This window comes from Xanthobacter dioxanivorans (genome assembly GCF_016807805.1).
Lineage (GTDB): Bacteria > Pseudomonadota > Alphaproteobacteria > Rhizobiales > Xanthobacteraceae > Xanthobacter > Xanthobacter dioxanivorans.
In genome coordinates this window covers 1,922,540-1,935,624 of record NZ_CP063362.1, presented here as the reverse complement: position 1 = coordinate 1,935,624, position 13,085 = coordinate 1,922,540, and the positions used below count along the sequence as shown (strand labels likewise).

Sequence of the window (13,085 nt, the reverse complement as noted above, 5' to 3'; positions counted from 1 at the left end):
GGCGGCCCGTCGCGATCACCGCGCGACGCCTGTGGCGACGGCGGCCACACGCCGTCGCGGGAGCGCTGGTGCTGCTGCTGGGGGTGATCTATGTGAGCCAGGCCCTGACCCCCTCGAGCTATGGGCAGGTCCTGACCCACATCGGCGCCGACAAGGACGGGCTGGTGTTCGGCGAGCCGCGCGACATCCGGACCGATGAATATCTGGTCCTGACGCCGTTCATCCAGATGGCTTTGCGCAGCGGCTTTCAGCGACACGAGACCATCTCTCCCTACGGGCAGGATCTGCGCAACTACTATGCCCTGCCCCTGCTCGACTGGGCGCTGCCCTTCAAGCCTCAGCTCTGGGCCTTCTTCTTCGCCGACCCGGCGTTCGCCTATTCGGCGTACCACTTTGCACTGATCGCCGCCTTTCTGTTCGGATACGCCATCCTCGCGCGGCAGCTCGGGGCGCAGCCGAACGTCGCATCGGCGGCCGCCGTCATCTTGCTCGGGTCCCATTTCACCCAATTCTGGTGGAGCTCCAACGCCGCCACCTTTGCCCTCGCTCCCTGGATTCCGGTGGTCTACCTGGCCCGCTGGCCCTGGCTCCTGCGGTCCGCGATCTTGTTTTATGTCGCGACGGTGTGGGTTCTGTCTCTCGTCTATCCCCCGTTCATCATCTCCGCGACTTTCGCTTTCTTTATTCTTCTCGTGGCATTCCGGCCGGATAGCCTGGACTGGCGCCGCGTGGCCCTGGCGGTGCTGGTCGCGTGCGGCGCGATGGCGACCGTCTGGGCCTATTACGGCGATGTCGCCGCCGTCATGCGCGACACCATCTATCCCGGCCGTCGCGAATTTTCCGGCGGCGGCATGCCGTGGCTCATGGCCGTGGCCCACCTGTTCCCCTACCTCAATCTCCTGCAGTTCGATTCTCTCATTCCCGACGCCAACCCGTGCGAGGTTGGCGTCGTCAGCAGCTTTCTGCCGCTCTCGCTCCTGGTATTTGCAGATCACCGCGCCCTGGGGCGCTGGATCGCGCACCATCCCCGCGCCGCCATCGTCCCGGCGCTCGGCCTCGGGCTGACATTGTGCTGGATGATGCTCCCGGTGCCCGTCGAGCTGGGCCGGCTGCTGCTCTGGAACATCATTCCCCCGACCCGGCTGCTGTGGGGCGCCGGGCTGATCCTGACGCTGGGCCTTGCCGTCATCGGGTCGCAGGTGCCCTGGCGCATCAATGCCCCGCGGGTGGGCGTGTTCTGCGCCCTGGTGCTCGCCGCCTGGCTGTTCTCGAAGATCGTGGTCGCCGGCGTGATGTTCCCGCGGCCCGACCGGGCGGTGCCCCTCATGCTGGCGCGCGCGATATTCGACTGGATCATCATCGTTCCGGTCCTCGGCCTTCTGCTGGTGAGGACGTGCGCGCGGGTCCCCGCGTCCGCCAACGCGCGCGGACCGCTGCTGGCCGTCGTCGCCGCCACCGGCCTCTTCACCTTCGGCGGCTTCAACCCGCTGCAATCCGCAGGGCCGATCTTCGCCGATCACGACACGCCCTACGTGCGGGCGCTTCGGATGCTCGCCGACGCTCCCCCGCACCGGATGGCCGTGGTCGAAGGCCCCGTCGGCGGGATGATCAACGGCCTCGGCATTTCCGCCTTGAACACTGTTCTGTGGAAGCCGCAGGTCGCCTTCTTCGCGGCGCGGCTTCCGGAGATGGCGCCGGACGACCTGCGCTTCGCCTTCAACCGATATGCGCAGATCGTCCCCATGGCGACGCCGGACGTGAGCGTTCCCAGGATGGACGCGGTCTTCGTGCCGATCCAGCGCTTCGGCACCGGCCTGCCGGTGGAGATCGCCGCGGAATGCCGCCCGGCCGGGGGCGCCGCCGGGGACCTCGCCGAAGGCGGCGTCATGGACGCCATGGCGGCGACGCAGACCGCGGCCGGCCGGGTGCGGGTGGTCATCCGCGGTTGGGCCGTGCTGGAAAACTGGTCGGCCGGACAACGGCTCGCCGTCTGCCTGCAGCCGGGGCAACCCGCGCCCATGCGCATCCTGGCGGCCAGCGCCGTTCGCGTTCCCCGGCTCGATGTGGCCACCTACTTCAAGGACGATGCGCTTGCTTTGTCCGGGTTTCTGCTGGAGCTCAACATCGCCGCCGATCCGCCCGCGCAGGCCTTCCCCCTCACCGCGCTCGCCCTCGTCTCCCATGATCCGGCACGCGGCGGGCACCGGCTCCGCCAGCTCCCATGAGAGGCGCCGATTGGAACTCCCAGCCGAAGGCGGAAGACGTTGCGGGCCCTGCCGATTTCAGACTGAATGCGGCATATTTTCTGTTTCCCGGAGGAATTGTCATGCGCCCAAAGCCGCTCGGATTTTCGCCTGAAGACATATCCCGCTTCGACGATGCCCAAAGGCTTTTTTTTGCTCGCGCGGTGACGACAGTGCTCGACCACCTGCCGCGATTCGAAGTCGATGATGCATTCGCCGCCCGCTCTGCGGGAGACACCACCGAGGAACTGTTCATCTTTGTCGGTCTTGAGTGGGTCGAATTCCTGATTTCCCATTGCCGGCTGCTTCCGGATCATGCCGTTCTTGAAATCGGCAGCGGCGCCGGCCGAATAGCGCTGCCGCTCTCGCGGTACCTGCTGCCCTCCGGCCTTTATTTCGGCCTTGAAGCCGACCAGCAACTGGTCGATTTTTGCACGGCCACCATACCGTCCTCGAATTTCACGTTCGATCATTTCACCGAGATGAGGGGCACGCCGGACCAGGCGACATCGGCCGATTCGAATACCGCGAAATTCCCTTATCCAGATCAATTTTTCGACGTCGTCTTCGCCTCCTCCGTATTCTCCCGGCTGCCCCTGGATGAAGCCATCCTGTGCCTGAGGGAGATCACGCGCGTTCTCAAGCCTGGCGGGCGGGCGCTGCTCTCCGCATTCGCGATCACCCGCGATCTCGCGCCTCGAAACGGTTCCGGAATCACCGAAAGGCTGGGGCACGGAGATGGAGACTACATGTTTCGGTTCAAGGCCGGCGGCGGCGGGTTCTACACGCGATGCGGCGACGACGGCTTGTCCAAGAAACGCTATCCCGGCGAGGATCCCGCGGGACTTCCCGTCGCCTTCGACAAGGAGGCCTTTGTTGATCTGATCAGGGCCGCGGGACTGATCTTCATAGCCCACCTGCCCGGGGCATGGAGCCGCCACGAATACCGGAACGGATATCACGACATCTTTCTGGTTGAAAGATCATAACAAAAACAGAACACAATTTACCCGCCACAATAAATAAGAGTATCGTCATGTTTAGGTCCATAAAGCGGTATCTTAAAACAAGACGCCAGCTTGTGAAATTCGACGAGGATTTCTATCTGCGCCAATACACGGACGTTGCAGACGCGGTTCTGCGCGGCCAGTACCAGTCGGGCCTTGAGCATTATAAACGCCATGGCCACCGGGAAGGGCGCCAGATCTTTGAAGGCTCCACCATATCGCTGAGGCACGGCGCCGCCTTCGAGCAGACGGAATTCGCGACCCTGAGGGCCATCGACCGGAGGATGCGGCCCCTCAGGTACCACATTACGCCCAGCCGCCCGGCGGTCGCCAATATATTCATACCAACCTTGGACAAGGATGTATTTTTCGGCGGCTATATCGCATTCCTCAATTTCCTGATGCGGATCAGCCTCCGGGGCATGAAGCTGCGCTTCATCCTACTCGAGGAAACGTCATTCAAGCCGGCGGATTTCGATACCTTCCGCGCCGACAAGCTCTGGCAGGGGGCCTTCGACGACGCGGAGTTCGTGAACGCGAGCAAGCGGGACGTCTTCCTCTCCCTCAATCCATCGGATGTCTTCATTTCCTATTCCACCTGGACAACGCTCGATGCCGCCCCCCTTGCCGAGCGGCTGAAGAAGAAGGTCATATTCTTCATTCAGGAATATGAACCAAGCTTCCACTGCTATGATTCATTTCACTTCATGTCGAACTCCGCCTACAGCGTCCCGCACGTTGCGATATTCAATTCGCGTGCGCTGAAAGACTATTTCGAGGTGAACCGGATCGGCGTGTTTGCGCGGCCTGATCCGCAGTTCGTGACGTTCGAGCATGCGATACTATCCCCCCTCCCCCGTCGGGTCGGAAAAGAACCATACCGGCGCTCCTCTTCTACGCGCGACCGGAGGCGCACGCCCTGCGGAACCTGTTCTCGGTCGGCGTCCTCGCGCTCAGAACCTGTGCCAGCAGGGGCATCATAACGCCGCGATGGCAGCTCACGGGCATCGGATCGACCACCTACTACAAGCTCGAGATCGGGCGCGGAATTTACCTCAACGGCCTGCCGAAGCTGGCGCCGGACGAATACCGGCGCAAGGTGCAGGATTACAGCGTCGGCCTCTCGCTGATGGCGACCCCGCACCCGGGCGTCGTGCATTTCGAATGGGCCGCGGCGGGTCTCGCCACGGTCGTAAACACCACGCCGGAACGCGCCCCGGCCTTCTTTCATGCCCGCAGCCCGAATCTGGTTCCCGCCCAGCCCACCGTTGCCGGCATCGCCGACGCCATCGAACAAGCGGCGAAGCGGACCGGCGGGCTGGAGCCGCCATCAGCGGCGATATCCGGCTATCCGACGTCGTGGAACCAGGCCTTCGACGCGGCCTTCATGGACCAGGCGATGAAACTGATCGCGCGATGCTGAACCGCGGCTGAGCGTCGGTGACGTTTCGCAGCGGCCTCACCGCGGGTTGGCGCCCTCGCGGCCGTTCGCCCGGGGCGGCTCGGGCGGCACCTCGGCACTCATCAGGGCGATCTTGCGCGCCAGTATGGTGGACGTATCCGACAATTCGCGCATCCGCAGATGAATGTGGAATATGGCCGTGAGCACGAACAGAATGAAACAGTAGAAAACGAGATCCGTGCCACGGCCCACGCCGAGCATCTCCGCAAGCGATGACGAGAGCTCCGGAAACAGCACGAGAACCATGCCGCCAACCGACAGCGCGGTCATCGCCGCGGAAAGCGCGCGCGATCGCGCCCTCTGCGACAGGGCGTAGACAATAAGAAGCAGGAAGCCCGCAATCAGAACGACCTTGATCATCGCTGGAACTTCCGGACCGCGATATCGAAGAGAATCCGGAACGCCGCCATGCTGCTCTGGCCCTTCGATCTGGAATATTGCGTATAGCGCAGCGTGCAGCCGTATTCGACATAGCGCAGCTTCGATCGCGCGATGTAATCGAGGATCTCGGAGGCGTGGGCCATGCGATTCTGGCGAAGGTGGAGCTTGCTCGCCGCCGCGCGGCTGAAGACGCGCAAGCCGTTATGGGTGTCGCTGACCCTCAATCCCGTGCTCCAGCGCGTGTAGGCGACGGCGAGCCTGAGCATCGCCGCCCGCACGCGGGGCATGCCCTCGGTCCGCCCGAGATTGCGCGAGGCGAGCACGACGTCGAACTCGCCCAGCGCGAGGTGGCCGAGCATGGCTGCGGCATCCGCCGGATCGTGCTGCCCGTCCGCGTCGAAGGTGACGATGCTGCCGGCGCCTTGCGCGAGGACATATTCAATGCCCGTCTGCAGCGACGCGCCCTGGCCCAGGTTGACGGGATGGCGGAGCACATGGGCGCCGCGGGCGCGGGCGATGGCCGCGGTCTCGTCGCGAGAGCAGTCGTCGATCACGACGATCCGATCAAAATGCTGGCGCAGTCCGTCGAGCGTGGCGGCCACGACGGCGGATTCTTCGAAGGCCGGCACCACAACCCAGACCGGCGAGAGGTCACGGCGACACGACACCAAGGCTCAACCCTTCAGTGATCGAGACCTTTCACATAGCGCATCTCCCGCGTCGGAAGCAATCTGACGCACCCGCGGACCGCACCGGCGCGGCCCGGCGCGGCGGGGCCTCGACATCCCGCTTGACATTTAAACTATGCAGCATTCATATTTGCACTGCATATTAAAAACAACGAATTCAGCCGCGCGGCCTCCCTCTGGGAGCCGTGAAGGCGAAGCCAGAGCCGGAACAATGAGGGGGCCGATGAGCGCGCGCGCAGGTGCCAAGCATCCCGAAGAGCATCCCGAAGACCAGACGTATTCACCCCCGCCGGCCAGGCCGTTGCTTGAGGTGTCGGGTGTTACGCTCCAGTACAAGACGCGTGATCTTCTGGTCACGGCCACCCGCGACGTCAGCTTCGAAGTCTATCCGGCCGACCGTTTCGTGCTGCTCGGCCCGTCCGGCTGCGGCAAATCCAGCCTGCTGAAAGGTGTCGCCGGCTTCCTGAAGCCGGTCGCCGGCTTCATGCGGCTGAACGGCCAGATGATCACCGGCGCCGGCCCCGACCGCATGATGGTGTTCCAGGATTTCGACCAGTTGATGCCCTGGAAGACCGTGGTGGAGAACGTCATGTTCCCCATCCTGGTGAGCCGGCGCTTTCCGCGCGCCGAGGCCCGCGAGCGGGCCATGGCCAGCATCACGAAGGTCAAGCTCGGCAAGTTCGCCGATGCCTATCCGCACATGCTCTCCGGCGGCATGAAGCAGCGCGTGGCCATCGCCCGCGCCATGGCCATGGAGCCCGCCATCCTGCTGATGGACGAGCCCTTCGCCGCCCTCGACGCCCTGACGCGCCGCCAGATGCAGGACGAGCTGCTGCAGCTGTGGGACGACATCCGCTTCACCGTCCTCTTCGTCACCCACTCCATCGAGGAGGCGATTGTGGTCGGCTCGCGCATCCTCGTGCTCTCGCCCCATCCCGGCCAGGTGAAGGCGGAGCTGAACGCCCACCAATACGGGCACGACCACCAGGGCGGGAGCGATTTCATGGCGCTGTCCCAGAAGATCAACACCATGCTTTTCGCCGAGGGGCACCATGGCTGAAATCACCCCCTTGCCGGTCGCCCGGCTGTCTCCGCCGATCCGGCCGGAATTCGAGCGGACCACGCCCCCCGTGAGCGATGCGGCCGAGATCGAGCGTCCGCTCTCGCTCTGGGAGCACCTCGCCAACATGGAGGGCGTCCGGCGCGGGGCGATCGTCGCCGCGCTGATGGTGGCCTGGCAGCTCTACGCCCTGTGGCTCGCCAACCCGCTGATGTTCCCCACCCTGACGGACACGCTGCGCGCCTTGTGGGACGGCCTCGTCCACGGCGTCCTGCTCCAGCGCATCGGCGCCACGCTCCAGGTGCTGATGACGGGCTACGCCATCGGCATCGCCCTTGCGGCGATGCTCACCACCTTCGCCGTCTCCTCCCGGCTCGGCGCCGACCTGCTGGCAACGCTCACCGCCATGTTCAACCCGCTGCCGGCCATCGCCCTCCTGCCGCTGGCGCTCTTGTGGTTCGGCCTCGGCGTGCCCAGCCTCGTCTTCGTCATCGTGCATTCGGTGCTCTGGGCGGTGGCGCTCAATACGCTGACGGGCTTCCTCGGTGTGTCCGAGACCCAGCGGCTGGCGGGGCAGAATTACGGCCTGCGCGGGGTGCGCTACGTGGCGCTGATCCTGATCCCGGCCGCCTTCCCCTCCATCCTGTCCGGGCTGAAGATCGGCTGGGCCTTCGCCTGGCGCACGCTGATCGCGGCGGAACTGGTGTTCGGCGTGTCCTCTCGCTCGGGCGGGCTCGGCTGGTTCCTGTTCGAGAAGCGCAACCAGCTGGAAACCGATCAGGTCTTCGCCGGGCTCACCTGCGTCATCATCATCGGCCTCCTGGTGGAGGGGCTGATCTTCCGCACCATCGAGGCCCGCACCATCCGCCGCTGGGGCATGAGCCGCGCCGGCTGACCTCACCTTGCAAGCAAAAGCCAAAGGAAAAGAGCCCTCCCATGCGTATTCGCCTCCTCGGCACAGGCACGCCCACCCCCTCCCTGCGCCGCATGTCCTCCGGCTATGTGATCGAAACCGGCGACGACGTGATCGTCATGGACCACGGCTTCGGCGCCCATCATCGCCTGCTGGAGCTGGGCATCCCCGCGACCAGGGTGACCCACCTCTTCTTCTCCCACCTGCACTATGATCACTGCGGCGACTACGGCCGGCTGCTCCTGACCCGCTGGGACCAGGGCGCCGACCGCATCCCCGAGCTGAAGGTCTTCGGGCCGGCGCCCATCGCCGAGATCACGCAGCGCCTGTTCGGGCTGGACGGCGTGTACAATGCGGATCTGGTGGCGCGCACCTCCCACGGATCGAGCCTCGACTTGTTCAAGGCCCGCGGCGGCACCCTGCCGCGGCCGCGGCCCGCCCCGGAGGTCACCACGCTGTCGCCCGGCGACGTCATCAAGGGCGATGGCTGGACGCTGGAGACGGACCAGGTGAACCACTTCCAGCCCTTCCTCGTCACCCTCGGCTTCCGCCTGACGACGCCCGAAGGCGTCTTCGTCTATTCCGGCGACAGCGGGCCGGCGGAAAGCATGCACGTGCTGGCCAGGGATTGCGACGTGCTCGTGCACATGTGCCATTACCTCTCCGGCACGAACTACAGCCCGGATTTCTCGCACAGCTGCATGGGACACATGGAGCTGGCGGAGCTGGCGCGCGACGCCAAGGTGAAGAACCTGGTTCTCACCCACATCACCGAGCAGTTCGACCGGCCCGGCCTCCGGGAGCGGGTGGTGGCCGACATATCGCGGGTCTATGGCGGAAACATCTTCTTCGGCGAGGATCTCATGGAGATCCCGCTCAAGGGACCGCAGAACGACCGCCTGCTCTGACACGCAAAAACGAGACGCCGAACCGGCGCGGGACCTTCCAGGCAACATGGGGATACGAATGAAACGACTTGCGAAGCTGGCCGCGTCGGCCCTCGTCCTTGCCGCCGCCCTCGGCCCGCACCTCGCCCGGGCGGCGGAGGTGCGGGTCGTCAGCGGGCTCGGCCTGTGCTACCTGCCGATGATCGTCGCCGCGGAAAACAAGCTGATCGAGAAGCACGCGGCGGCCCTCGGGATGCCCGACGTCAAGGTCACCTACACGCAGCTGACCAGCGGCCCCGCCATCACCGATGCGCTGATCTCCGGCAATGCCGACATCGCCATGGCCGGCACCTCGGTGATGCTGAATTTGTGGGACAAGACGGTGAAGTTCGCCCCCGTCAAGGGGATGATGGCGATCTGCGATTCCCCGATCTACTTCAACACCATCGATCCCGACATCAGGTCCATCAAGGACTTCAAGCCCACCGACCGGATCGCCATGGCGGCGGGCAAGGGCACGCAGCATGCGCTGATCCTGGAGATGGCGACCGCCCAGGCCTACGGCTTCGACCAGCGCAACAGGTTCGACACGCTGGCCATCACCATGTCCCATCCCGACGGCGTCGCCGCGCTGCTCTCGGGCGGGGCCGGCGCCAAGACGCACGTGACCACGGTGCCCTTCATCCAGATGGAGCTCGCCAACCCGAACGTGCGCACCATCCTGAGCTCCTATGACGTCACCGGCGGCCCCAACACCCTGATCACCGCCTATGCCAACGAGAAATGGCGGGCCGAGAACCCCAAGCTCTATGCCGCCACCTATGCCGCGCTGACCGAGGCGATGACCCGCATCGCCGCCGACAGGACGGCGGCGGCGCAGGCGTTCAAGAGGTTCGACAATTCCAGGCTCTCCGTCGCGGAAATTGTCGCGATACTCAATGACCCGAACATGATGACCTTCTCCCCCACCCCTCACAAGGTGATGGTCTTCGCGCAATACATGAACAAGACCGGCCTGCTGAAGACGCTGCCGGGCTCCTGGAAGGACGTCTTCTTCAGCAACGTGCACGATTTGCCCGGCGACTGACCGCCCGTGGCATGCGCCGGTGCTCCCCGGCGCATCGCCTTGCCTCGCCGGGGGAATGTCGGTACCACCACCCTCTCACTCGCCTTCGGGATCTCCCATGACAAAGCCTCGGGTTCCGCGCCCGACACGCGATAAGGCAGATGCCGTCACCAAGGCCCCGGCGTCCCCGGCGGGATACGACTTCTGGCGCCGCTTCGCGCCGAAGGACCCCGGCCATGCCCCGAAGTACCTTCAGCTCCGCGACGCCGTGCTCGCCGGGATCCGCGAGGGATTCTGGAGCCTTGGCGATCGCCTGCCGGCGGAGAAGGACCTGGCCTTGGCCACGGGCCTCAGCCTCGGCACGGTGCAGAAGGCGTATCGCGAGCTGGTGCAGGACGGGGCGGTGGATCGCCGCCAGGGGCGGGCGGGAAGCTTCGTCAATCGCGAGCCGCGCCAGGTGGACACGGTCTGGCATTTCCTGTTCAGCGACGAACGGCGCGAGAACTTCTTCCCGGTCTTCCCCCAGGTCGACCGCATCCACCGGCACGCCAGCCGGGGCTCGTGGAGCATGCATCTGCAGTGGGTGGAAGACGAAGTGGTGGAGATCGACCGCATCGTCGATATCGGCCACGAATTCCTCGTCTACAGCCAGTTCATCATCGATGCCCGCGTCTACGACCAGGCGCGCAAGGACAAGCGCACAGCCCTCGAAGGCATCAACCTGAGGCGTGAGCTCAACCTCAATGTCCAGCGCATGACCTACGATATCCGGATCGAGCAGCTGCCGCGCGACATCTGCTCCAAGATCGGCGTGCCGGCGAAGACGACCGGCATGGTCGTGGAGATCTTCAGCTCGGCGAGCCCGGCCAATTACGGCTCGTTCCAGCGCATTTTCATCCCGCGCACGCAGTTCTTCATGCGCATCGACAGCCTGGCGCCCCGCCCCGGATGACGTTTCACCCGTAGACGCGTCGATCCGCATTTTCCTGCGGGCGGACGGCCTCGGAAACGCCGGCCCGGCATGCCTTGCGGAAAGCGGCCGGCGTCACGCCGAGCCGGGCCTTGATGGCGCGGCTGAAATGCGAGGAATCCACAAAGCCGAGGTCCGCCGCGATTTGCGCGGTGGTATTTGCAGTATTCTTGAGCATCCATTGGCCGTGCGTCAGCCGCAGGTCGAGATAGGCCTGATACGGGCTCCGCCCGAGCTGCTCGTGGAACAGGCGCTCGAACTGGCGCGCCCCGAGGCCGAGCCTCGACGCGATCTGCGGGATCGTCAGCGGATCCGCCAGGTTCTGCTCCATCATCAGCAGCGCCCGCTGGACCCGCCGGTCCTGGCCGGCTTGGGCATCGGGTTGCGGCGCCGGCTGCGGGCTCGCCTCGTCGCGGGGCCGGTCCACCAGGAGAATATGGAGCGCCTTCTGCGCCTGTGCCTCGCCCAGATGCCGGGCCACCAGGCGCGCGGCGAGGTCGGCGACGCCGGCCCCGCCGGAGCACGTGATCCGCCCGCCATCGATCACGAACAGCAGGTCCGCCACCGGGACAAGGTTCGGGAACTCTTCCAGGAAATCGCGGTAGTGATACCAGCTCACGCAGCACTTGCGGTGCTCCATGAGGCCGAGCCGGCAGAGCACGAAGCTCGCCGTGCACACCCCCACCAGCGGCACGCCCGCCGCCGCCGCCCGGTGCAGGTAGGCGGCGGTCTCCGGGGGCAGCGGCGGCACGTCGTGCAGCAATCCGCCCACCACCACCACATAGTCGAAGCCCGAGGGGTCGACCAGGCCCGAGGTGGGCCGCACCTCGATCCCGCAGGAGGAGCGCACCGGCATCCTGTTCGCGCTCATCACCCGCCAGTCACAGGCGATGGGGCGCGAGCGGTCGCCCTCGTCGCCGGCGAGGCGCAGCACATCCACGAAAGTGGAAAATGCAGTAAGGGTGAAATTGTGCAACAGCACAAAGCCGACCTTCAGCTTGGGCTGTACCGCGCGCGAATGTCTCATTCCTACTCTTTTGTAGTCGTCTTTCTACAAGATTCAAGAATGATCCGCACGCACAATCCCCGCACGGATCCACCGACCCGCCTGGCCGCTGCAGGTGATTTCCATTGCAGGTGATTGCGATGCCCCGCTTCTCGCTCACATCGCTTCTGTCCGAAGCCGTCAACGCCCACCGGGGCTGGGGTCCGCAATGGCGCAAGCCCGCGCCCCAGCGCGCCTATGACGTGGTCGTCGTCGGTGGCGGCGGGCATGGGCTGGGCACGGCCTATTATCTGGCGCGCAAGCACGGCATCACCAACGTGGCCGTGCTGGAGAAGGGCTGGATCGGCGGCGGCAATTCCGGCCGCAACACCACCATCATCCGCTCCAACTATCTCTATGACGAGAGCGCGGCGATCTACGAGCACGCCCTGAAGATGTGGGAGAACCTCTCGCAGACATTGCAGTACAATGTCATGTATTCCCCGCGCGGCGTCATGATGCTGGCGCACACCCAGCACGATTTGCAGATTTTCAAGCGGCACATCTACGCCAACCGCCTGAACGGCATCGACAATGAATGGCTGACCGCGGAGGAGGCGCGCGCCGTCTGTCCGGGTCTCGATATCTCGCAAGGCGCCCGCTATCCGGTTCTCGGCGCCGCGCTCCAGCGGCGCGGCGGCACCGCCCGCCACGATGCGGTGGTGTGGGGCTATGCCCGTGCCGCCGATGCCCTCGGCGTCGACATCATCGAGAATTGCGAGGTGACCGGATTCCTCCGCCACCCCGGCGGCGCCATCGCCGGCGTGGAGACCACGCGCGGGCCGATCCGGGCGCGGCGCGTGGGCGTGGCCGCCGCCGGGCACACCAGCGTGGTGATGGCGCGGGCCGGGCTGCGCCTGCCGCTCGAGAGCTTCCCGCTGCAGGCGCTGGTTTCCGAGCCGGTGAAACCGGTGGTGCCCTGTGTCGTCATGTCGAACGCCGTGCACGCCTACCTGTCGCAGTCCGACAAGGGCGAGCTCGTCATCGGCGCCGGCACCGACCAGTACGTCTCCTATTCCCAGCAGGGCGGGCTGCACATCACGTCCCATACGCTGGACGCCATCTGCGAGCTGTTCCCGCAGTTCCGGCGCATGAAGATGATGCGCGCCTGGGGCGGCATCGTCGATGTCACGCCCGACCGTTCGCCGATCATCGACCGGACATCGGTGGAGGGGCTTTACGTCAATTGCGGCTGGGGAACGGGGGGCTTCAAGGCGACGCCGGGCTCGGCCGACCTGTTCGCCCACCTGCTCGCCACCGATGCCGCCCACCCCATCAGCGCGCCCTTCACCCTGGACCGTTTCCGCACCGGCCGCCTCATCGACGAAGCGGCCGCGGCGGCGGTCGCTCACTGAGTCCCGC

Annotated in this window: 13 protein-coding genes; 10 read left to right on the top strand and 3 right to left on the bottom strand. The window is 65.5% G+C overall.

The genetic code is table 11. The features are described 5' to 3' along the window. Positions 1 to 68: 68 nt before the first annotated feature. The 4 genes from EZH22_RS09155 (at position 69) to EZH22_RS32830 (ending at position 4,673) form a co-directional block, all read left to right on the top strand. Positions 69 to 2,225, top strand: a complete 2,157-nt coding sequence (locus EZH22_RS09155) for a DUF7657 domain-containing protein (protein WP_203195338.1) — start codon at positions 69 to 71, stop codon at positions 2,223 to 2,225. A 101-nt stretch (positions 2,226 to 2,326) separates the two neighbouring features. Further along, positions 2,327 to 3,232 (top strand): class I SAM-dependent methyltransferase, encoded by a 906-nt coding sequence (locus tag EZH22_RS09150; RefSeq protein ID WP_203195337.1) that lies wholly within the window; start codon positions 2,327 to 2,329, stop codon positions 3,230 to 3,232. A gap of 92 nt (positions 3,233 to 3,324) precedes the next feature. Beyond that, the gene (locus EZH22_RS09145; RefSeq protein ID WP_203195336.1) at positions 3,325 to 4,233 is read left to right on the top strand and encodes a hypothetical protein; all 909 of its coding nucleotides are present in this window, start codon (positions 3,325 to 3,327) and stop codon (positions 4,231 to 4,233) included. Further along, complete coding sequence (locus tag EZH22_RS32830) at positions 4,128 to 4,673, top strand: rhamnosyltransferase WsaF family glycosyltransferase (protein ID WP_408647728.1); 546 nt, start codon at positions 4,128 to 4,130, stop codon at positions 4,671 to 4,673. The genes EZH22_RS09145 and EZH22_RS32830 overlap by 106 nt, the downstream gene beginning before the upstream one ends. A gap of 36 nt (positions 4,674 to 4,709) precedes the next feature. Here EZH22_RS32830 and EZH22_RS09135 read toward each other — a convergent pair whose 3' ends face one another. After that, entirely contained in the window at positions 4,710 to 5,072 is a 363-nt protein-coding gene (locus tag EZH22_RS09135; protein WP_203195334.1) for a DUF2304 domain-containing protein, read from the bottom strand. Then, positions 5,069 to 5,695, bottom strand: a complete 627-nt coding sequence (locus tag EZH22_RS09130; RefSeq protein ID WP_231711398.1) for a glycosyltransferase family 2 protein — start codon at positions 5,693 to 5,695, stop codon at positions 5,069 to 5,071. Before EZH22_RS09130 ends, EZH22_RS09135 begins: the two co-directional genes overlap by 4 nt. A gap of 310 nt (positions 5,696 to 6,005) precedes the next feature. Here EZH22_RS09130 and EZH22_RS09125 point away from each other — a divergent pair, with 310 nt between their 5' ends. The 5 genes from EZH22_RS09125 (at position 6,006) to EZH22_RS09105 (ending at position 10,660) form a co-directional block, all read left to right on the top strand. Beyond that, the gene (locus tag EZH22_RS09125) at positions 6,006 to 6,842 is read left to right on the top strand and encodes an ABC transporter ATP-binding protein (protein ID WP_203195332.1); all 837 of its coding nucleotides are present in this window, start codon (positions 6,006 to 6,008) and stop codon (positions 6,840 to 6,842) included. Continuing rightward, the gene (locus EZH22_RS09120; protein ID WP_203195331.1) at positions 6,835 to 7,737 is read left to right on the top strand and encodes an ABC transporter permease; all 903 of its coding nucleotides are present in this window, start codon (positions 6,835 to 6,837) and stop codon (positions 7,735 to 7,737) included. The genes EZH22_RS09125 and EZH22_RS09120 overlap by 8 nt, the downstream gene beginning before the upstream one ends. 41 nt (positions 7,738 to 7,778) lie before the next feature. Beyond that, entirely contained in the window at positions 7,779 to 8,663 is an 885-nt protein-coding gene (locus EZH22_RS09115; RefSeq protein WP_203195330.1) for an MBL fold metallo-hydrolase, read from the top strand. 58 nt (positions 8,664 to 8,721) lie between these two features. Then, complete coding sequence (locus EZH22_RS09110) at positions 8,722 to 9,729, top strand: ABC transporter substrate-binding protein (RefSeq protein ID WP_203195329.1); 1,008 nt, start codon at positions 8,722 to 8,724, stop codon at positions 9,727 to 9,729. A 97-nt stretch (positions 9,730 to 9,826) separates the two neighbouring features. Then, positions 9,827 to 10,660, top strand: a complete 834-nt coding sequence (locus tag EZH22_RS09105) for a GntR family transcriptional regulator (RefSeq protein ID WP_203195328.1) — start codon at positions 9,827 to 9,829, stop codon at positions 10,658 to 10,660. A gap of 4 nt (positions 10,661 to 10,664) precedes the next feature. Here EZH22_RS09105 and EZH22_RS09100 read toward each other — a convergent pair whose 3' ends face one another. Then, positions 10,665 to 11,705, bottom strand: a complete 1,041-nt coding sequence (locus EZH22_RS09100) for a GlxA family transcriptional regulator (RefSeq protein ID WP_203195327.1) — start codon at positions 11,703 to 11,705, stop codon at positions 10,665 to 10,667. Between the two features lie 119 nt (positions 11,706 to 11,824). On the opposite strand from EZH22_RS09100, the gene EZH22_RS09095 reads away from it, so the two are divergent. Then, entirely contained in the window at positions 11,825 to 13,078 is a 1,254-nt protein-coding gene (locus EZH22_RS09095; protein WP_203195326.1) for a sarcosine oxidase subunit beta family protein, read from the top strand. The last annotated feature ends 7 nt before the right edge of the window (positions 13,079 to 13,085 follow it).

What these genes read in the sequence shown, in the direction of transcription:
- EZH22_RS09150 (WP_203195337.1), top strand. Translation starts at nt 2,327, where the DNA reads ATGCGCCCAAAGCCGCTCGGATTTTCGCCTGAAGACATATCCCGCTTC.
- EZH22_RS09135 (WP_203195334.1), bottom strand. Translation starts at nt 5,072, where the DNA reads ATGATCAAGGTCGTTCTGATTGCGGGCTTCCTGCTTCTTATTGTCTAC.
- EZH22_RS09125 (WP_203195332.1), top strand. Translation starts at nt 6,006, where the DNA reads ATGAGCGCGCGCGCAGGTGCCAAGCATCCCGAAGAGCATCCCGAAGAC.
- EZH22_RS09120 (WP_203195331.1), top strand. Translation starts at nt 6,835, where the DNA reads ATGGCTGAAATCACCCCCTTGCCGGTCGCCCGGCTGTCTCCGCCGATC.
- EZH22_RS09115 (WP_203195330.1), top strand. Translation starts at nt 7,779, where the DNA reads ATGCGTATTCGCCTCCTCGGCACAGGCACGCCCACCCCCTCCCTGCGC.
- EZH22_RS09110 (WP_203195329.1), top strand. Translation starts at nt 8,722, where the DNA reads ATGAAACGACTTGCGAAGCTGGCCGCGTCGGCCCTCGTCCTTGCCGCC.
- EZH22_RS09105 (WP_203195328.1), top strand. Translation starts at nt 9,827, where the DNA reads ATGACAAAGCCTCGGGTTCCGCGCCCGACACGCGATAAGGCAGATGCC.
- EZH22_RS09100 (WP_203195327.1), bottom strand. Translation starts at nt 11,705, where the DNA reads ATGAGACATTCGCGCGCGGTACAGCCCAAGCTGAAGGTCGGCTTTGTG.
- EZH22_RS09095 (WP_203195326.1), top strand. Translation starts at nt 11,825, where the DNA reads ATGCCCCGCTTCTCGCTCACATCGCTTCTGTCCGAAGCCGTCAACGCC.